This is a genomic window from Ideonella lacteola, from assembly GCF_038066555.1.
Lineage (GTDB): Bacteria > Pseudomonadota > Gammaproteobacteria > Burkholderiales > Burkholderiaceae_C > Ideonella > Ideonella lacteola.
This window is the reverse complement of the sequence record NZ_JBBUTG010000002.1, coordinates 250,319-268,482: the sequence shown is the minus strand read 5'-3', so window position 1 is coordinate 268,482 and position 18,164 is coordinate 250,319. Positions and strand designations below refer to the sequence as shown.

General features: G+C 66.0%; 23 protein-coding genes. 6 read left to right on the top strand and 17 right to left on the bottom strand.

What is annotated here, in order from left to right; all coding sequences use genetic code 11:
• Positions 1–20: 20 nt before the first annotated feature.
• Positions 21–929 carry an acetylglutamate kinase gene (gene argB / locus AACH06_RS04705; RefSeq protein ID WP_341424468.1) on the bottom strand — a complete coding sequence of 303 codons (909 nt, stop codon included), beginning with the start codon at positions 927–929 and terminating at the stop codon, positions 21–23.
• A 128-nt stretch (positions 930–1,057) separates the two neighbouring features.
• On the opposite strand from argB, the gene AACH06_RS04700 reads away from it, so the two are divergent.
• Positions 1,058–1,351, top strand: a complete 294-nt coding sequence (locus tag AACH06_RS04700; protein ID WP_341424467.1) for a copper-binding protein — start codon at positions 1,058–1,060, stop codon at positions 1,349–1,351.
• A gap of 70 nt (positions 1,352–1,421) precedes the next feature.
• Here AACH06_RS04700 and orn read toward each other — a convergent pair whose 3' ends face one another.
• Complete coding sequence (orn, locus tag AACH06_RS04695) at positions 1,422–1,982, bottom strand: oligoribonuclease (RefSeq protein WP_341424466.1); 561 nt, start codon at positions 1,980–1,982, stop codon at positions 1,422–1,424.
• A gap of 76 nt (positions 1,983–2,058) precedes the next feature.
• On the opposite strand from orn, the gene AACH06_RS04690 reads away from it, so the two are divergent.
• Both AACH06_RS04690 and rsgA read left to right on the top strand, forming a co-directional pair.
• Positions 2,059–3,321, top strand: coding sequence for a M48 family metallopeptidase (locus tag AACH06_RS04690; RefSeq protein ID WP_341424465.1), 1,263 nt, complete (start codon positions 2,059–2,061; stop codon positions 3,319–3,321).
• A gap of 18 nt (positions 3,322–3,339) precedes the next feature.
• On the top strand, positions 3,340–4,251 hold the full coding sequence (gene rsgA / locus AACH06_RS04685) for a ribosome small subunit-dependent GTPase A (protein WP_341424464.1): 912 nt from the start codon (positions 3,340–3,342) through the stop codon (positions 4,249–4,251).
• A 25-nt stretch (positions 4,252–4,276) separates the two neighbouring features.
• Here rsgA and AACH06_RS04680 read toward each other — a convergent pair whose 3' ends face one another.
• The 7 genes from AACH06_RS04680 to rpsP form a co-directional block, all read right to left on the bottom strand.
• A complete protein-coding gene (locus AACH06_RS04680) occupies positions 4,277–5,266 on the bottom strand; it encodes a CobD/CbiB family protein (RefSeq protein ID WP_341424463.1) in 990 nt (329 codons plus the stop codon).
• 112 nt (positions 5,267–5,378) lie between these two features.
• On the bottom strand, positions 5,379–5,519 hold the full coding sequence (locus tag AACH06_RS04675) for a hypothetical protein (RefSeq protein WP_341424462.1): 141 nt from the start codon (positions 5,517–5,519) through the stop codon (positions 5,379–5,381).
• Between the two features lie 21 nt (positions 5,520–5,540).
• Positions 5,541–6,272 (bottom strand): CoA pyrophosphatase, encoded by a 732-nt coding sequence (locus AACH06_RS04670; protein WP_341424461.1) that lies wholly within the window; start codon positions 6,270–6,272, stop codon positions 5,541–5,543.
• 210 nt (positions 6,273–6,482) lie between these two features.
• Positions 6,483–6,836 carry a 50S ribosomal protein L19 gene (gene rplS, locus AACH06_RS04665; protein ID WP_341424460.1) on the bottom strand — a complete coding sequence of 118 codons (354 nt, stop codon included), beginning with the start codon at positions 6,834–6,836 and terminating at the stop codon, positions 6,483–6,485.
• 100 nt (positions 6,837–6,936) lie between these two features.
• Positions 6,937–7,707 (bottom strand): tRNA (guanosine(37)-N1)-methyltransferase TrmD, encoded by a 771-nt coding sequence (gene trmD / locus AACH06_RS04660; RefSeq protein ID WP_341424459.1) that lies wholly within the window; start codon positions 7,705–7,707, stop codon positions 6,937–6,939.
• A gap of 20 nt (positions 7,708–7,727) precedes the next feature.
• Positions 7,728–8,345, bottom strand: a complete 618-nt coding sequence (gene rimM, locus AACH06_RS04655; RefSeq protein WP_341424458.1) for a ribosome maturation factor RimM — start codon at positions 8,343–8,345, stop codon at positions 7,728–7,730.
• Between the two features lie 31 nt (positions 8,346–8,376).
• A complete protein-coding gene (gene rpsP, locus AACH06_RS04650) occupies positions 8,377–8,628 on the bottom strand; it encodes a 30S ribosomal protein S16 (protein WP_341424457.1) in 252 nt (83 codons plus the stop codon).
• A gap of 238 nt (positions 8,629–8,866) precedes the next feature.
• Here rpsP and AACH06_RS04645 point away from each other — a divergent pair, with 238 nt between their 5' ends.
• Together AACH06_RS04645 and AACH06_RS04640 are read left to right on the top strand one after the other, a co-directional pair.
• Positions 8,867–9,412, top strand: coding sequence for a GNAT family N-acetyltransferase (locus tag AACH06_RS04645; protein WP_341424456.1), 546 nt, complete (start codon positions 8,867–8,869; stop codon positions 9,410–9,412).
• Between the two features lie 20 nt (positions 9,413–9,432).
• On the top strand, positions 9,433–9,879 hold the full coding sequence (locus AACH06_RS04640; protein ID WP_341424455.1) for a TM2 domain-containing protein: 447 nt from the start codon (positions 9,433–9,435) through the stop codon (positions 9,877–9,879).
• Between the two features lie 3 nt (positions 9,880–9,882).
• Here the strand turns inward: AACH06_RS04640 and AACH06_RS04635 are convergent, their stop codons facing one another.
• The 8 genes from AACH06_RS04635 to AACH06_RS04600 form a co-directional block, all read right to left on the bottom strand.
• Positions 9,883–10,893: an inorganic phosphate transporter gene (locus AACH06_RS04635; protein WP_341424454.1), complete on the bottom strand. Its 1,011-nt coding sequence runs from the start codon at positions 10,891–10,893 to the stop codon at positions 9,883–9,885.
• 12 nt (positions 10,894–10,905) lie between these two features.
• On the bottom strand, positions 10,906–11,553 hold the full coding sequence (locus AACH06_RS04630) for a DUF47 domain-containing protein (RefSeq protein WP_341424453.1): 648 nt from the start codon (positions 11,551–11,553) through the stop codon (positions 10,906–10,908).
• A 100-nt stretch (positions 11,554–11,653) separates the two neighbouring features.
• A complete protein-coding gene (locus AACH06_RS04625) occupies positions 11,654–12,016 on the bottom strand; it encodes a DMT family protein (RefSeq protein WP_341424452.1) in 363 nt (120 codons plus the stop codon).
• Positions 12,017–12,085: 69 nt separating this feature from the next.
• Positions 12,086–12,583, bottom strand: coding sequence for a 2-amino-4-hydroxy-6-hydroxymethyldihydropteridine diphosphokinase (folK, locus tag AACH06_RS04620; protein ID WP_341424451.1), 498 nt, complete (start codon positions 12,581–12,583; stop codon positions 12,086–12,088).
• Between the two features lie 26 nt (positions 12,584–12,609).
• Positions 12,610–14,235: a polynucleotide adenylyltransferase PcnB gene (pcnB, locus tag AACH06_RS04615; RefSeq protein ID WP_341424450.1), complete on the bottom strand. Its 1,626-nt coding sequence runs from the start codon at positions 14,233–14,235 to the stop codon at positions 12,610–12,612.
• Positions 14,232–14,906 carry a histidinol-phosphatase gene (locus AACH06_RS04610; protein WP_341424449.1) on the bottom strand — a complete coding sequence of 225 codons (675 nt, stop codon included), beginning with the start codon at positions 14,904–14,906 and terminating at the stop codon, positions 14,232–14,234. Before AACH06_RS04610 ends, pcnB begins: the two co-directional genes overlap by 4 nt.
• A gap of 25 nt (positions 14,907–14,931) precedes the next feature.
• Positions 14,932–15,606, bottom strand: coding sequence for a DnaA regulatory inactivator Hda (hda, locus tag AACH06_RS04605; RefSeq protein ID WP_341424448.1), 675 nt, complete (start codon positions 15,604–15,606; stop codon positions 14,932–14,934).
• Positions 15,606–16,667, bottom strand: coding sequence for an AI-2E family transporter (locus tag AACH06_RS04600; RefSeq protein ID WP_341424447.1), 1,062 nt, complete (start codon positions 16,665–16,667; stop codon positions 15,606–15,608). Before AACH06_RS04600 ends, hda begins: the two co-directional genes overlap by 1 nt.
• A 157-nt stretch (positions 16,668–16,824) precedes the next feature.
• Between AACH06_RS04600 and AACH06_RS04595 the strand changes: the two genes are divergently transcribed.
• Positions 16,825–18,147, top strand: coding sequence for a GNAT family N-acetyltransferase (locus AACH06_RS04595; RefSeq protein WP_341424446.1), 1,323 nt, complete (start codon positions 16,825–16,827; stop codon positions 18,145–18,147).
• Positions 18,148–18,164: the final 17 nt, after the last annotated feature.

Below are 18,164 nucleotides of genomic sequence, written 5' to 3'. Positions count from 1 at the left end.
GGCGCTCCGGGGTGGCCCCATCAGTGCGACCGGATCATCGTGCCGTAGGCTTGATCCGTGAGGATCTCCAGCAGCATCGCATGCGGCACCCGGCCATCGATGATGTGCACCGCATTGACGCCGCTCTTGGCGGCATCCAACGCACCGGCGATCTTCGGCAGCATGCCGCCGGAAATCGTGCCATCGGCAAACAACTCGTCGATGCGGCGCGCGGTCAGGTCGGTCAGCAATTGGCCTTGCTTGTCCAGCACGCCAGCAATGTTGGTGAGCATCAGCAGCTTTTCGGCCCGCAACACCGTGGCCAACTTGGCGGCCACCACGTCGGCGTTGATGTTGTAGCTCTCGTTGTTCTCACCAAAACCGATCGGGCTGATGACCGGAATGAACTGGTCGTCCTGCAGCGCCTTGACCACGCTGGGGTCGATCGACTCGATCTCGCCGACCTGGCCGACGTCGTGTTCCTTGGTAGGGTCGTCCTTGTCGACCATCTTCAGCTTGCGGGCGCGGATCATGCCGCCGTCACGGCCCGTCAAGCCCACGGCCTTGCCGCCGGCGGCATTGATCAGGCCGACGATGTCTTGCTGCACTTCGCCGCCAAGCACCCACTCGACGACTTCCATGGTTTCTTCATCGGTCACCCGCATCCCCTGGATGAAGGTGCCCTTCTTGCCCAGGCGGTTCAGCGCTTCGTCGATCTGAGGCCCACCGCCGTGGACCACCACCGGGTTCATGCCGACCAGCTTGAGCAGCACCACATCTTCAGCGAAGTCCTGCTGCAGCTCCGGATCCGTCATCGCGTTGCCGCCATATTTGATGACCAGGGTCTTGCCGTGGAACTTGCGGATGTACGGCAGCGCCTGGGCCAGGATTTCGGCCTTCTCGCGCGGAAGAATGTGGTCGATATTGGCAGGCGCGGTGGCGTGGCTCATGGCAGGCGGTGGAGAGTCAAGGTGTGAATAATGGGCGACCGGCGCATTCTAGGGAACCACCTCCAGCCCTGGGCGGTCATCCAACGGGGCGCCCGAAGAGTTGAAGGGGTGTCACGGAGACACGACACATGCACAGCCGATCCCTCACCATCGCGTTTGCCAGCATCGCCACCACGTTGGCCCTGGCCGCCGCGCCCGCGCGCGCCACGGAAGGCGAGGTGCGCAAGATCGATGCGGCCCAGGGCAAGATCACGCTGAAGCACGGCGAGATCAAGAACCTGCAGATGCCGGCGATGACGATGGCCTACCGCGCCAAGCCGGCCACGCTGCTGGAGGGGCTGGCGGTGGGCGACCGGGTGGACTTCACTGCCGACAAGGTCGATGGGCAATACGTGGTGACGGCCATCCGCAAGACACGCTGATCGAGCCGCGCGGCGGCCTGACCGCCCCACGCGCGACGCGGGCGCCCCCGATCCGAGGGAGTCCAGACATTCAGACGTTCAGCAGCTGCGTACGGTAGTGCAGCAACTCGTCGATCGACTCGTGAATGTCCGCCATGGCGGTGTGCGCCTGGGCTTTCTTGAAGCCCTCCAGGGCGGCTGGCTTCCACCGGCGTGCCAGTTCCTTCAGCGTCGACACATCCAGGTTACGGTAGTGGAAGAAGGCTTCCAGGCCTGCCATGTGGCGCGCCAGAAAGCGCCGATCCTGGCAGATTGAATTGCCACACATCGGGCTCTTGCGTGCCGGCACGTACGCGGCCAGGAACTCGATCACCCGGGCCTCGGCCTCGGCCTCGTCGATCGTCGACGCCTTCACCCGGTCGATCAGCCCGCTTTTGCCATGCGTGCCCTTGTTCCAGGCGTCCATGCCGTCGAGCGTGGCGTCCGTCTGGTGGATGGCAAACACCGGGCCTTCGACGCGCACCGTCAACAGCGGATCCGTCACGACGACGGCGATTTCGATGATGCGGTCTGAATCCGGCTTCAGGCCGGTCATTTCCAGGTCGATCCAGATCAGGTTCTGGTCGTTCTTCGAAAGCATGGTGGCGCTCATGGCTTGGCCCCGCTCAGGCAAAAGGAGGGTGGTGTGGGGAGGGTGGGCGATTGTGCGACAACATACACTGTTTGCCATGCAGGCGTTGACCGTATCGCTATCTCTGGTCGCTGCGCTCGCCGCTTCGCAAGCCGTGAAATTCTGGCTCGCGGGGCGCCAGGCACGCAGCGTTCAAGCCCACCGGGGGGCCGTGCCCCCGCCTTTTGACCACCACGTCTCGCTGAGCGCCCACCAGCGCGCAGCGGACTACACCCTGTCCCGGCTCAAGTTCGGCCTGATCACCGACACCGTTGGCGCGGCATTGCTGCTCGCCTGGACACTGCTTGGTGGCCTGGACCTGCTGAATACCTGGGTGCGTGATGGCCTTCAGCCGAGCTACGGCGACCTGGCCTACCAGTTGGGGCTGATGGCTGCGTTCTCCGTCATAGGCGGGCTGATCGACGTTCCGCTCGAGTGGTTCCGTGTGTTCCGGCTGGAGCAGCGCTTCGGCTTCAACCGCATGACGCAGCGCCTGTTCTTCACCGATCTGCTCAAGGGCACGGTGCTGTCGGTGGCCATCGGCCTGCCGCTGGTCGCGGTGGTGCTGTGGGTCATGCGGGCCGCGGGCGACCTGTGGTGGCTCTGGGCCTGGGCTCTGTGGGTGGGCTTCGCGCTGCTGATGCAAGTGGTCTTCCCGATCTGGATTGCGCCTTGGTTCAATCGCTTCGAGCCCCTGGCCGACGGCGCCATGGTCGAACGTGTGCAAGCGCTGATGGCCCGGTGCGGCTTCAAGGCCCAGGGGCTGTTCGTGATGGATGGCAGCACACGCTCCAGCCACGTCAACGCCTACTTTGGCGGCATGGGCAAGAGCAAGCGCGTGGTGCTGTTCGACACCTTGCTCAAGCGCCTGGGTGGCCACGAGGTCGAGGCGGTCCTGGCCCACGAGTTGGGTCATTTCCACCACAAGCACGTGCTGTACATGCTCATCCGAAGCTTCGCGGGGACCTTGGTGGCCTTCGCCGTGTTGGGTTGGCTCGCACGTCAGCCGGCGTTCTACGCAGGCTTGGGCGTGCAGCCCAACATGCAAGCGGCCAACGATGCGCTCGCCCTGCTGCTTTTCATGTTGGCCGCTCCCCCATTCCTCTACTTCCTGTCGCCGCTGTCCGCGGGCTGGTCCCGCCGCAATGAGTTCGAGGCCGACGCCTACGCCCGCGCGCAGACCAGCGGCGCCGACCTCGCTTCGGCGCTGCTGAAGCTGCATGAGGACAATGGCAGCACGCTGACGCCAGACCCTGTGTACGCACGCTTCTACTACTCGCACCCTCCAGCCAGCGAACGGCTGGCGGCATTGGCAGCGTGAGCCGGCCATGAATCGCCCATGAGCCGCCACAACGATCTGGACATCGGTCTTGTCGTGGGCGCCCATGGGCGCCATGTGATGATCGAAACACCCGAAGGCCGTCGACTGATCGCCCACCCCCGTGGCAAGAAGAGCGTTTGCGTGGTGGGTGACAGGGTTCGCTGGCAGGCGGCGGGCGACGAAGCGGTCATCGAAGCCCTGGAGCCGAGGCGCAACTTGCTGGCGCGGCAAGACGAGTGGCGCACCAAGTCGTTTGCCGCCAACATCGACCTGCTGCTGGTGGTGTTGGCGGGTGAGCCGATGTTCAGCGAATCGCAGCTGACACGTGCCCTGATCGCCGCGGAAGACGCCGGCATCGCGGCCACGTTGCTGTTGAACAAGATCGATTTGCCCGCCGCGGCGGTGGCGCGAGAACGTCTGAAGCCGTATCGCGAAATGGGTGTCGCTGTCGTCGAGTCGGCGCTGAAGGCCGACCCCGCCGCCTCCCGGCGCACACTGGCGGCGCTGCTGGCAGGCAAGACCACCCTCGTGCTCGGCCCCAGTGGCATGGGCAAGAGCACGTTGATCAACCTGATGGTGCCGCGCGCCGATGCCCAGGTCGGCGAAATCTCACAGGCCCTGAATGCGGGCCGCCACACCACCACCACCACCACTTGGTATTGGCTGGATGACGCCAAGTCTGGCGCGCTGCTCGATTCGCCGGGCTTCCAAGAATTCGGCTTGATGCACATCGCGCCGCAGCGCCTGGCCGAGCTGATGCCGGACCTGCGCACTCACCTGGGCCAGTGCCGCTTCTACAACTGCACCCACCGGCATGAGCCCGGGTGTGGCGTACGCGCGGCGGCCGAGCGGGGGGAAATCTCCCCCAACCGCGTTCGCCTCTATGAAGGGTTGTGGGACGAACTGGAAGCCGGCCAGCGCAAAGGCTGACAAGCCTGGCCACAGCCAGGGTTGATCACCCCAGCAGGTTGGCAAGCTTCAGCAGGGCCAGCAGAAGCATCCAGAGCACCACCGAGCGCCACACCAGGCCCACCACGCTGCCCAAATGGCCCAGTTGTGGTGGGATGCCCGGCGTAGAGCCCGCCGAGCCCACGGCATCGGCGTCGCTGCCTTGCGCAAAGGTCTTGGAGCGGTCCGGCGTCACGCCCGGCGCTGCGCCGCCGCCAAGCTGAACACCGACAGCGCCAGCCGCCGCCGCCAGGATGATGCCTTCGTTGGCGTGCTTCCAGAGCTCTGCATCGCGGCGCCAACCGGCGACCGCTTCTTCAAAGTTGCCTACGACGGCGAAGCCGAACGCCGTCAAGCGGGCCGGCACGTGGTCGATGAAGCCGAAGGCGCGCTGCGACAGGTCTTTCAGGTTCTCATTTGCCGCCACGCCGAGCGAGCGGCTCTTGAAGGCCCAGTAGCGGCTGGCGAACTCGGCCATCCGATAGGCCACTGCGCCGGCCGGGCCCAGGCCGAAAGCCGCCAGCACCACGTAGCAAAAGAAAACACCGAAGACATGGCGATGCGCCGCCAGCAGCGCGTGCTCGATCACATGCCGCAGCAGTTCGGTGCGCGGCAACTCGCTCGCATCGAGGTGGCGCCACTCGGCCAGCAGCCGACGGGCCTGATCCTCGTCACCACGCTCCAGCGCCTCGCGGATGTCGGTGAAATAGTGGCTGAACTGGCGGAACCCCAGCGTCAAGTAGATGACGGCGACATCGAATGCAAGGGCGCCTACCAAGCTGAACTGCGCGATGGCGAAGTGGATACCCCATGCCACCAGCGCTGGGACGACCACGGTCACAAACCACACCACCCTAGCGTGCTGGGGCTTGCCCGCGTCGAAATTGCGTCCCGTCCAGCCGACCCACTCGGCGAGCGAGTCGTGGACCCAGTTGTCGCGCGGCAGGGGCTTGACCTGCTCGATCATCAGCGCGAAGAGGACAGCAAAGAAACTCATCGCCAACGATGATACCCAGCAGGGTGATGATCACGTGTCGCAATGCAAGGCGAGCAGATCGGTGTGTCGCCCACCCGACACGCGGCGCCAAGGCGGCCGCCCGCTCACGGAATCAGAGGCTGAGAGTTTTTCGGACTTGCCCGAAGGGCAGGCCACGGCGGCGCTTGTCGAAGCGCCAATGCCCGCCATAGCCCGGGCCATGGCGGGCATTGGCAACGACGAGCGGTGGCGCTTTGGCGTGCAAGGCGGGCATGGGTGAAGGACTCTCAGCCTTTCAGTCGGCCAGCAGATGGTAGAAGTTGCGCAGCATGGCGGCGGTCGCGCCCCAGATGAAGTACTCGCGCGGGTCGCCGTGGCCCGGTCGCCATGGCATCGAGAGGAAGCGGCGGCGCGCCCCGCCGAACTCAAACTCATGGTGCTGGTGGTTGGCCGGATCCATGAGAAATGGCAGCGGCACCTCAAAGGCTTCGGCGACCTCGAATGCATCGAGCGTGAGCACGTAGTCTGGACGCACGAGGCCCAGCACGGGCGTCACGACAAAACGCGTGACCGTGGTGTAGACCGGCAGTTGCCCCAGCACCTCGACCGCGTCTGGGCGAAGGCCCACTTCTTCTTCGGCCTCTCGCATCGCCGTGGCCACCGCATCGGCATCGCTGGGTTCGGCTCGCCCGCCGGGGAAGCTGATCTGGCCGGCATGGTCGTGCAGATGATCGGTTCGCCGTGTCAACAGCACATGCAGCCCGCCGGGGCGTTCGATCAGTGGGACAAGCACCGAAGCCGCCGTCGCGGGACGATCCGCCATTTCCACCGCCGCGCCGTCGCCGTGGATGGGCGGCCGCCAATCCTGCAACGCCGCCAGCCGCTCGCGCAGGGCATGCGGGTTCAAGCGCTCTGGAGGTACCCGAGGAAGATGGGAGTCTCGGCCCACGACCGGAATCGCGTGGGGATCTCGAATCGGCGTTCGAGCGGGCCGGGAAACGGCGATGGGAGGCTCGTCAGGGGGCATGGCAACGAGCTTACGCCAGGACGGCCAACCGGGGCTCGCCACCTTCGAGGCCCGACGACACGCGGGGCTTCGCCGTCCGCCGGAAACGACAAAGCCGCCCTGGGGCGGCTTTGTTTTGGCAAGCGCCGGCACGTGGTGCCGCCGCCTCCCCAAGCTGGCTTCGCGCTGACGCGCGATCTGGCGCTGGAATGCGCCAAGTTGACCCGTGGGTCAGGCCAGCTTTTCCTTGATTCGGGCGGACTTGCCGGAGCGCTGGCGGAGGTAGTACAGCTTGGCACGGCGGACATCGCCGCGACGCTTGACTTCAATCGACGCGATCAGCGGGCTGTAGAGCTGGAAGGTCCGCTCGACGCCTTCGCCGCTGGAGATCTTGCGAACGATGAAGCTCGAGTTCAGGCCGCGGTTGCGCTTGGCGATCACCACGCCTTCGTAGGCCTGCACACGCTTGCGGGTACCTTCGACGACGTTCACGTTCACGATCACCGTATCGCCAGGGGCGAACGCCGGGATGGTCTTGTTCAGACGAGCAATTTCTTCTTGCTCAAGGGTTTGGATCAGATCCACAGGTTTCTCCAAGATGATCGTGCCGGCGCGGGGTTTGGAGTAAGTTGAGGCCCGCAGAACGCGGCCCCAAATGCCCAGCAGAGGATCGAAAAGCCTTCGATTATAACTTAGGGGCGATCCCGGGTGCCAGGCCGGACAGAAAACGCTCGTCGGCTGCGGACAGACGCCCAGCCTTCCGAGCGGCGGCAATCAGATCGGGTCGACGACTTGCGGTCAGTTCGAGTGAGCGCTCACGCCGCCAGCGGGCGATGTCCGCGTGATGCCCTGACAGAAGCACCGGTGGTACCGGGATCGGCCCGTCGGCCGTGTCCAGCACTTCAGGCCGACTGTAGTGCGGACAGTCCAGCAGACCGTCCTCGAAGCTGTCCTGCTGATGGGAGCGAGCATCGGACAACACGCCTTCTTGAAGGCGCGCGATGCCGTCGAGCAAGGCCAATGCAGGCAACTCGCCGCCAGAGAGCACGAAGTCACCCAGGCTCAGCTCCAGATCGACATGCCGATCCAGAAAGCGCTGATCGATGCCCTCGTAGCGCCCGCACAGCAAAATTGCGCCGGGCCCGCCGGCCAAGCCACGAAGCACGGTTTGGTCGATGGGCTGGCCCGTCGGGCTGAAGTGGATCAGCGGCGCGGCACCCGGGCGATCCGCCCGAACAGCCGTGAGCGCACGCTCCAGGGGCTCGGCCAGCATCACCATCCCCGGCCCTCCGCCGAAGGGCCGGTCATCCACCCGGCGGTAGTTGCCTTCAGCATGCTCGCGCAGCGGCCACAGGCGAACATCCACCTGGCGTGACTCGAAGGCGCGCCTCGTCACCCCATGGGTGAGGAATGGTGCGAAGAGCTCCGGGAAGAGCGTGATGACGTCGAATCGCATGGCCGCAGCGCAAGCGGACGTCAGTAGTCCACACCCCAGTCGACGGTGATGCGCCGGGCGTTCAGATCGACCTCATCGACATAGGCATCGACGAACGGGATGAGCCGCTCCGCCTCGTCCGGTTTGGCATCCGCCGGGGCATCGGGCCGCTGGACGCGCAAGACACAGTGGGCACCGGTGTCAAGAAGATCGGTCACGGTGCCCAGGGGCTCGCCCTCACGGTTGACCACCGACAGGCCGATCAAGTCGATCCAGTAGTACTCACCGTCTTTGGCGGTGGGGAAACTTTGGCGCGAGATGAAGACCCGTGCGCCCCGAAGCGCCTCAGCGGCATTGCGATCCGCAATATCCTGAGCCGTGGCCACGATCAGGTCGCCTTGCTCACGCGCCTGGGTGATCTTGAGGACACGGGGCAAGCGGGCCGCCGTGGTGCCCTTGGGCGCTGGCCCGGCCGGAGGCTTCAGGAACCAGCGGCGAGAAGAAAAGAGAGCCTGGGGATCGGCAGAAAAGGGTTGGATCTTGAAACCACCCTGGATGCCCCAGGCATCGACGACGCGGCCAACTTCAACAGCGTCGTCGGGCCAGGCGGGGGAATCGTCGTACGACGCGGCCGGGACGACCGGCGAACCTTGGGACACGACGACGCTACTCCGCTGGCGACCGCGAAGCTCAGGCGGCCTTGGCCTTGGCCGTGTCGACCAGACGCTTGACGGTCGGCGACAGCTGGGCACCCACACCAGCCCAATAGGTCACGCGGTCTTGAGCGACGCGCAGAGCCTCTTCGCCTTCGCCAGCCACCGGGTTGTAGAAGCCCACGCGCTCGATGAAGCGGCCGTCACGACGCTCACGCGAATCGGCAACGACGATGTTGTAGAAAGGACGGTGCTTGGCACCACCACGGGACAGACGAATCACGACCATTTGTCGTTCCTTGGATCAATGGGGGCGACCGCTGTGCTTACCCAGGAGACACTGCTGGGCCAGCCGGCCTGCTTGCTGCACCTGCAAACTCAATGCTTGCCTGGCGAGCGCACTCCGGTCCCGTAGATACGCCGCGCCTGCAAACCCAGCCGCGACCGTGACCGAAACATGCGATTATAAGCGCTTGCAATCATTCCGCGGCAAGCGCCTGGGCGCGAGCCGACCTCCGCTGCCTGACATGTCCGCCAACGCTGCCACGCTATTGCGCCCCAGCGCTGCCGCCGATTTGAGCGCCATCACCGCCATCTACGCCGACGCGGTGCTCACCGGCACCGGCACCTTCGAACTCGAGGCGCCCGCCGAAGCGGAGATGGCGCGGCGCCGAGACGATGTGCTGAGCAAGGGGCTGCCCTGGCTGGTGGCAGAGGTAGATGGCCAGGTGCTGGGCTACGCGTACGCCAACCACTTCAGGCCCCGCCTGGCCTACCGCTTCTGCCTGGAGGACTCCATCTACCTGCACCGCGACGCGCGCGGCCGCGGCCTGGGCAGCCTGCTGTTGGCCGAGTTGATCGGCCGCTGCGAGGCCGCCGGCGCGCGGCAGATGCTGGCGGTGATTGGCGACAGCGCCAATGCCGGATCGATCGGTGTCCACCGTCGCCTGGGCTTCGAGCACGTCGGCGTCATGAAGAGCGCAGGCTGGAAGTTCGACCGCTGGCTCGACGTGGTGATCATGCAACGCTCGCTCGGGCCAGGTGACGGCAAAGCGCCCGACGCCGGGCGCTGAACACCCGATCGCTCAGCCTGATGACGCCACCGAAATCGAAAACACTCGCCACCTGGCTGGCGCTGCTGGGCGGGAGCCTGGGGGCCCACCGCTTCTACCTGCATGGCCCGCGTGACCCCTGGGCCTGGGCGTTCTGGCCGTCCACCCTCATCGGATGGCTGGGGGTACTGCGCATGCGCGATCTGGGCCAGGATGACATGACATCCTGGGCGCTGATCCCGCTGCTGGGCCTCTCGCTCTCGATAGCGATGTTCAGCGCCATCGTCATCGGCCTGACACCGGACGAGCGCTGGGCCGCGCGCCATGGCGATGGCAGCGTCGGCCAGCCGAGCGGCTGGGGCGCGGTGCTGGGGGTCATCGCCGCGTTGATGATCGGCGGGGCCGTGCTGATGGGCACGATCGCCTTTGGCGGCCAGAAGTATTTCGAGTGGCAGCAGCAGAACGAAGCCGCCGCCGCACACCCCTGACGCTCAGAACAGCGACAGGCTGAGCCAGTAGAAGGCGCCTGCCACGAAGGCCGCTGCCGGGATCGTGAAGATCCAGGCCCAGATGATGTTGCCGGCCAGCCCCCAGCGCACGGTCGACGCACTGCGCACCGAACCCACGCCGAGGATGGCGCCTGTGATGGTGTGAGTGGTCGACACCGGGATGCCCAGACCCGTCGCAATAAAGAGTGTGATGGCGCCACCGGTTTCAGCACAGAAGCCACCGACCGGCTTGAGCTTGGTCAGGCGCTGCCCCATGGTCTTGACGATCCGCCAGCCACCGAACATTGTGCCCAGCCCGATGGCCACATAGCAGGCCCAGATCACCCAGGCCGGCGGGGCCGTGGCGTCCACCGCCACATAACCCGAGGCCACGAGCAGCATCCAGATGATGCCGATCGTCTTCTGAGCGTCGTTCCCGCCGTGACCCAGCGAGTACAGCCCGGCCGATATCAATTGGAAGCGCCTGAACCACCGGTCCACCCGCAGCGGTGACGTTCGCCGGAAGATCCACGACACCAACACCATCATGAGCGAGCCGAGCACGAAGCCCAGCACGGGCGACACGAAGATGAAGGCCACCGTCTTCATGATGCCGGCAGCGATCAGGTTCGAGCCACCCGCCTTCGCCATCACGGCCCCCACGATGCCGCCAATCAGCGCGTGCGAACTGGACGATGGAATGCCGTACCACCAGGTGATGACGTTCCAGGTGATGGCGCCGATCAGGGCGCCAAACACCACGTGGTGATCGACCACGCCAGGTTGCACGATGCCCTTGCCGATCGTCTTCGCCACGCTCAGGTGGAAGACCGCGATCGCGATCACGTTGAAAAAGGCCGCGAACAGCACCGCCTGCTGGGGCTTCAGCACGCCCGTGGAGACGACGGTGGCGATCGAGTTGGCCGCGTCGTGAAACCCGTTCATGAAGTCGAACGCGATCGCCAGCATCACCAGGATCACGACGACCCAGAACGAAATGGATACAGCATCCATGTCGCGCGGGGGTCAGGAGTTCTCGAGGACGATGCCCTCGATGAGGTTGGCCACGTCTTCGCAGCGGTCGGAAATGGTTTCCAGGTGCTCGTAGATCGCCTTGAGCTTGATCAGTTCGCGCACATCCTCTTCCTCACGGAACAGACGCGACATCGCGCTGCGCATGACGCGGTCAGCGTCAGATTCGAGGCGGTCGATCTCCTCGCAGGTCTTGATCGCAGCCTCGGCCACCTCGGCGTTGTTCAGACGCGGCAGCAGCGACACGGCGTGCTGCACCCGCTCGCAGCACTTGACCGAGATCTCGCCCAGGCGGAGCACATCTTCGGTGACGTGGCGCACGTCGTACAGCGCCATCACCTCGCTCGAATCCTGCAGCAGGTCGAGGATGTCGTCCATGGAGTTGATCAGGCCATGGATCTGCTCGCGATCGAGCGGCGTGATGAAGGTGCGATGCAGCAGCCGGTTGACTTCCGCGGTCACCTTGTCGGCACCACGCTCGGCGGCGTCGACTTCGCTGGCGTACTTCTCACGCAGGTCGTTGGTGCTGTAGTACTGCAGCATCGACATGAAGGAACGAGCGCCTTCAGCGATGTACTTGCCGTGCTCGTTGAACAACTCGAAAAAGTTGCCGTCTTTGGGCAACAGTTTGCCGAAAAGCATTCGGGTCTCCTCGTGGTGGCGCCGATCACGCCGTCACTGAAATGTCACCGAAGCGTCATCGGTGTGTCCGGGCGGGATTGTAGGCAGCCCCAGCTCGGGTTCAGTTTCGGAAGATGAAATAGACGGCTCCCACCAGGCAAAGCCCCGCCCAGAGGTAGTCCAGCTTCAGAGGCTCACCCATGTACACAGCCGCGAAGACCACGAAGACCGACAAGGTGATCACCTCCTGGCCGATCTTCAGCTGGGCCAGGCTCAAGCCGCCGGCATAGCCGATGCGGTTGCCTGGCACCTGCAGCAGGTACTCGAACAGCGCGATGCCCCAGCTCACCAGCGCCGCCACCCACCACGCCTGCCCGGCCTGATGCTTGAGGTGCCCATACCAGGCGAACGTCATGAAGATGTTCGACAGCACCAGCAGGCCGAACGCCTGCACTGAAACCGGCAATGCGGTGATCTGATTCATGCAAGAAACTCCCGGGCGGACGAGCGCCCAACCGTCACGGCACCGCCGGCCCCACCAGCGTTGCCGGCACTACCCAGGCGATGCCAGGCGGGCCACGCCCTGCCCCGCCACGCCCGAGAGCAAATCGCGCACCGGCCCGCGGCCGGGCACGACCAGGTCCGGCGCCAGTTCAGCCAACGGCACCAGCACGAAGGCCCGCAGGTGCAGTCGAGGATGGGGCACCGTCAGCTCAGGGTCCGTCAGCACGACGTCGCCGTACAGCAGCACATCCAGGTCGAGTGTGCGGGGCGCATTCGGATACGGGCGCTCTCGGCCGAAACGCAATTCGATCGACTGCAGGGCCTGCAGCAGGGGCCGCGGCGCCAGAGTCGTCCGCACGGCCGCGACGGCGTTCACATAGTCAGGGCCACCGGCGTCGACCGGTGCGGTGCGATACAGCGATGAGCACACCACGTCGTCCGTTCCGGGGCTGGCCCGCAGAGCATCGAACGCCGCTTTCACTTGAGCCACCGCGTCGCCCAGGTTGGCCCCGATGCCGATGAAGGCGGTGGTCCGATCAGAGGGCATGCGCGGTTCGCCTGTGCAGCCCGGATTCAATCGACGTCGTGGCCCGGCGAAGACGTGGGGGTCGGCGCGCCAGCGCTGTCGCCGCCGCGGCTGCCCGAAGGCTTGCGACGGCGGCGGCGGCGTTTGCGCGGGGCCTCACCGCCCTCTGACGAAGGCGCGGCCTCATCACCACCGGGCGCATCGTCCGAAGCCGCGTCGGCCTGCGGCGCAGTGGCTCCAGCGGCCGCGGCGCGTCGTGGCGCTCCACCGCCTCGGCGGGGGCGCCCCGATTCGCGGACCGCCTCGATCAGCGCCTCCCGCTCGGCATCGGTGCCGAGGGAGAAGTCTTCCCACCACTCGGCCAGGTCGGCCGGCGCCTCGCCCGCATCGGCGCGCAGGCGCAGGAAGTCGAAACCAGCGCGGAACCGCGGCTGATCGACCAGCGCGTAGGGCGCGTTGCCGTTGCGGCGCTCAAACCTCGGCTGCATCAGCCAGATCTCGCGCATGTCGGTCGCGAGCTTGCCGCGGCCCGAAATGTCGCCGATGCGAGCGTCAAACACGGCGTCGATGGCCTGGCCGAGAGCCGGCATGGGATGCTCACCCTGCTCACGCAGCTTGACCCATTTGGCTTCCACGTCATGCCACAGCATGCAAGCCAGCATGAAGCTCGGCGCGACGGCCTTGCCTTCGGCCACTCGGCGGTCGGTGTCGGCCAGCGCGAGGTGAACGAATTTCTCCCGCGCGCTGCCCTCGGTGGCGTGGGCCAGCACCGCATCCAGCACCGGGAAGACGCCCCGATCCAGGCCCTGCTTCTTCAACTCGGCCAAGCTGGCCAGCGCGTGGCCGGTCTGCAGCAGCTTGATCATCTCGTCGAACAACCGCGAGGCGGGCACGTTGGCCAGCAGGCTCGACATGGTCCGCAGCGGCTTCAGCGTCTTGGGCTCGATCGTGAAGCCGAGCTTGGCGGCAAAGCGGATCACCCGGATGATGCGGACCGGGTCTTCGCGGTAGCGGGTCTCCGGGTCGCCAATCATGCGCAGCGTCTTGGCCTTCGCGTCCTTCAGGCCCTGGTGATAGTCCACCACGATCTGGCTGCGGGGGTCGTAGTACATCGCATTGACCGTGAAGTCGCGCCGAGCGGCATCCTCGATCTGCGGGCCCCAGACGTTGTCCCGAAGCACCCGGCCGCTGGCATCGACCACATGGCTCTTGCCGGCCATGTCTTCTTTCGAGGTCTTCTCGTTGCCCTCGACCTGTTCCGCTGCCGAGGCGTCCATGTAGGCACGGAAGGTCGACACTTCGATCACCTCGTGGTCGCGCCCCCGGCCGTGGATAACGTGGACGATGCGGAAACGCCGCCCGATGATGAAGGCACGGCGGAACAGGCCTTTGACCTGCTCGGGCGTGGCGTTGGTGGCCACGTCGAAATCTTTCGGGCGGCGGCTGACCAGCAGGTCTCGCACCGCGCCGCCCACGATGTAGGCCTCGTAGCCCGCATCCTGCAGCGTGGTGACGACCCGCACGGCACGCTCATCCAGCAGAGATGGATCGATGCCGTGCTCGCTCGCCGGGACTTCGACCCGCTTGCCCAGCGGAATGCGGGCGCCCTTGGTGGCGGCCTTGTCGCCGGCGGCTGGCTTGCCCAGCAGCTTGTCGATGAATTTGCGGATCATGAGGGTTCGAAGAGTTTCAGGATGCGCCACCCCCGCTCACGCGCGATGGCTTCGAGCGCCGGCGTGGGGTTGGTCGCGATCGGGGTGGGAACCCGCTCCAGCAGCGGCAGGTCGTTGGTCGAGTCGCTGTAGAACAGCACGTCGTCAAAGTCCCCCCATTGATGGCCCATCGCCTGCAGCCACGCTTCCACGCGCACGACCTTGCCCTCGCGGAAAGTCGGCACGCCCTTGGCGCGGCCGGTGACGCGGCCATTGTCGTCGCGCTCCAGTTCGACGGCCAATAGATGCTGAACCCCAAAGGCCGTGGCGATCGGCCGGGTGACGAATTCGTTGGTGGCGGTGACCACCGCGACCAGGTCTCCCGCCTGCAGGTGCGCGTCGACCAGCGCACGGGCACTTGCATGCAGTTCGGGCTCGATCACCTCGTGCATGAAGCGCTGCCTCGCGGCCTCGGCCTCTTCCGGCGACCGCACACGCCACGCGGACGTGGCGAAATCGAGGTACTCGGCCAGATTCAGGGTGCCCGCCTGGTACTGCTGATAGAAGACGTCGTTGCGCTCGCGCCATTGGGCCCCATCGACCCATCCGATCCTCACCATGAACTCGGCGAAAGCGTGGTCCGAGTCGTTGGGCAGCAAGGTGCCGTCCAAATCAAAAAGCGCCAGTTTCACAGGCGTCCCCCAAGGTACCGGACGCTCATGCGTGCCCACTTTCTTCGTTGATCATCTTCTTCAGCAGCGGCACCGTGACGGCCCGCCGTTCGGCCAGGGAAAAGCGGTCCAGCTGACCCAGCAGTGTCATCAGCGAGCCCAGATCACGGGCGAACCGGGTCAGCAGGTAGTCCATCACATCATCGGACAGGAAGATGCCTCGCCGGTCGGCCTCGCGGCGCAACGCCGCCCGGGTGCCGGCCTCGGTGAGCGGCTTGATGGCGTGCACCTGGCCCCAGCCCAGCCGGGTGCGCAAGTCGTCGCGCACCGGCAGATCGACGGGCGGCAGCCGACCGGCGGCGGCCATCTGCGCCCCGTGGGTCGCGGATTCCACGAACAATGCGAAGGCGGCGTGCTGGCGCTCGGCATCCAGGCGCTCTGCCCCGTCGATGACGACGAGCCACCACCCTTCGTCGAATTCCCAGGGCAGCGGCGTCTCGGCGTCAAACCAGCCCACGCGCGCGCCCTCGGCCCGCAACTGCCTGGCCAATGCGGCCAGCAGATGGGTCTTGCCGGCCCCGGCGGGGCCCCACAGGTACACCGGCGGTGACGGAATCACCAAACGCCGCAGGGCGTCGACAGCCGCTGCGTTGTCGCCAGCCACGAAATTGTCGAAATCGGGCTCCGCGTCCACGCCGATCGGCAGCGGGATCTGTTTCATCATTCTCGATACAGGGCACTGCTGAGGTACGCCGCCGTGATGCGGCGGCCGGCCACCAGACCCACCGCGGCCAACGGCAGCGCCACCAGCACGCCGACAAATCCAAACAAGTGGCCAAACGCCAGCAGGGCGAAGATGACCGCCAGCGGCGGCAGGCCGATGCGCTCACCCACCAACCGGGGCGTGAGGATGAAGCTTTCAATGATCTGGCCGACGCCGTAGACCGCCGCCACCACGATCACGCCGTACCAGCCGCTGAACTGCAGCACCCCTGCCACGAGCGCCATGACCATGCCCAGCCCGAAGCCCAGGTAGGGGATGAAGATGGCCAAACCGGTGAACACGCCCACCGGCAGGGCCAGCTCGAAGCCGGCCAAACCCAGGGCGATCGCGTAGTACGCCGCCAGGATCAGCATCACCAGGGCCTGCCCACGCAGGTATTGGCCCAGGACGCCGTCGCACTCTTGCAAGAAGCTGTCAACCTGCGGTCGGTGGCGCGGCGGCACCAGCGACAAGGTCCGGGCGATCAGGCGCGGCCAGTCCATCAGCAGGTAAAACAGCACCGCGGGCACCAACAGCGCGGTTCCGAGCATGGCCAGCACGATGCTGCCCCCGATGCGGGCCGAGCTGAGCAGCGTGCGCATCCACTCCTCGAAGTTCCCGTCCAGGGCATCAAGGACCATGGCCTTGATGCCGGCCACGTCGAGCGCGACGTGGATGCCGTGCTGCGCCAACCACGGCGACAGCCCGCGGTTCAGCCGGTCGGCCAGCAACGGAATCTGCGCTTTGAGCAAAGGCACTTCTTTGGCCAGGATGGGCACCACCAGCAGCAAGACCGCCAGAACGGCGACGACCGTGGCCACCACCACCAGGGAGACAGCCAGCACCCGCGGCACCCGCCGCCCCGCCAGCCGCTCGACCGCCGGATGCAGCGCATAGGCCAGGCTGGCACCGAGCACAAAGGGCATCAGCACCGGCGACAGCGCCCACAGCACCGCCAACGCCGCGGCGGCAATCAGCAACCAGCTCAGGGTCTGGCGCTGGGCGGGATTCAGGGTCATGGGCGGAGTGGACGTTGAAGCGCCAAGGAGGGATCGTTCCGGGTCACCCGGTTCGGCGGGCGCGATTTTAGGTGCGGCCGGGCGCCGCCCAGCCACAGCCGCCCTGTGCGTCGCTTCGGGTAGATTCCACGCCGTCTGAATCATTTCTTGCTTTTTCATGTCCGACGCTCCCGCCAGCCGCGCCCGAAAGAGCCTTCGCAGCGCGATGGGCTCGATTCGACGAACCGGTGCCGCCCTGAAAAGACTGCGCACCGATCCACCCAGCCCCTCGGCCGCCGTTGCCACCTTCAAAGAGCGTCGCCAGGCGCGCCGCACCACTTCGGGGTTTCGGCTGGTGCTGTCGGACCGGATCGATTTCGTCCACCCCGAACACTGGGATGCGCTGGCCAGCCAGACGGTCTTCCTTTCGCGCCCTTATCTGAAGGTGCTTGAAGACCATGGCCCGGACAACGTGGAGCCGCGATACGCCATGGCGTACGACAGCGACCACCGCCCTGTGGCGATCATGCTGTTCCAGCGGGTCAAGGTGGGGGGCGATCGGCTGAGGAAACCGACCTCGCAGCGCCGGCTGCTCGACAAACCGATCGCCGGCCTGCAGGAACACCTGCTGCTCTGCGGCAATCTGCTGGTCTGGGGCGCCCGGTCGATCGCACTGGCACCGGGGGTGGATTTGGCGCTGGTGTGGCAGGGCGTGGGCGAGGCGGCTTACCGGCTGCGCCGCGCCGACAAGCTGCTCGGCGAATCCGACGTCGTGATGATCAAAGACTATGCGGCAGGCGCCTCGGTGACGAAAGAGTCGCTGCGCCTGCTGGGCTACCGCAGCGTCGAGACCGAACCCGACATGGTTCTCCAGCTCAAACCAGAGTGGAACCGCTTCGACGACTATCTGGCCAGCCTCACCTCGGGTTACCGAAGCAGCGCCAAGAAGCTGCAGAAGGACTGCGCCGCGGCGGGCATCTCAATGCGGCTGATCGACGTGGCCGAGATGCAAGCCCGGCAGGATGAACTGCACGCGCTGTACGAGCAGGTTCACCATGGCCAGTCGCTGCGATTGGCCACGCTGTCGCCCGGCTACCTGCCGGCTTTGGCCGAGATGCTGGGGGATCGCTTCGTGTGCCGGGTGGCGGAGCAAGATGGCCGTCTGGTGGGCTTCGTCACCAGCGTGGCCGATGGCGATACCGCGGTGGGCTACTACATTGGCTACGACCGGGCCACCAATGGTGAGGCACCGGTGTATCTGACCCTGCTGCAATCGACGGTGGAAGACGCCATCACCTTCCGCGCCAAGCGGCTGTCACTCGGCCGCACCGCGCTCGAGCCCAAGGCCAAGCTCGGCTGCCAGCCCGAGCCCCTGGCCTGCGCCGTGCGCCATCGCGTGTCTGCGCTCAATCTGCTGGTGAGTGCGCTGGTGCGCACCGCCGCGCACGACGAACCTCCCCAGCGCAGCCCGTTCAAGAAAGACAAGGCCGAAGCGGCCTGACGGCGGCGCGGGGCCCG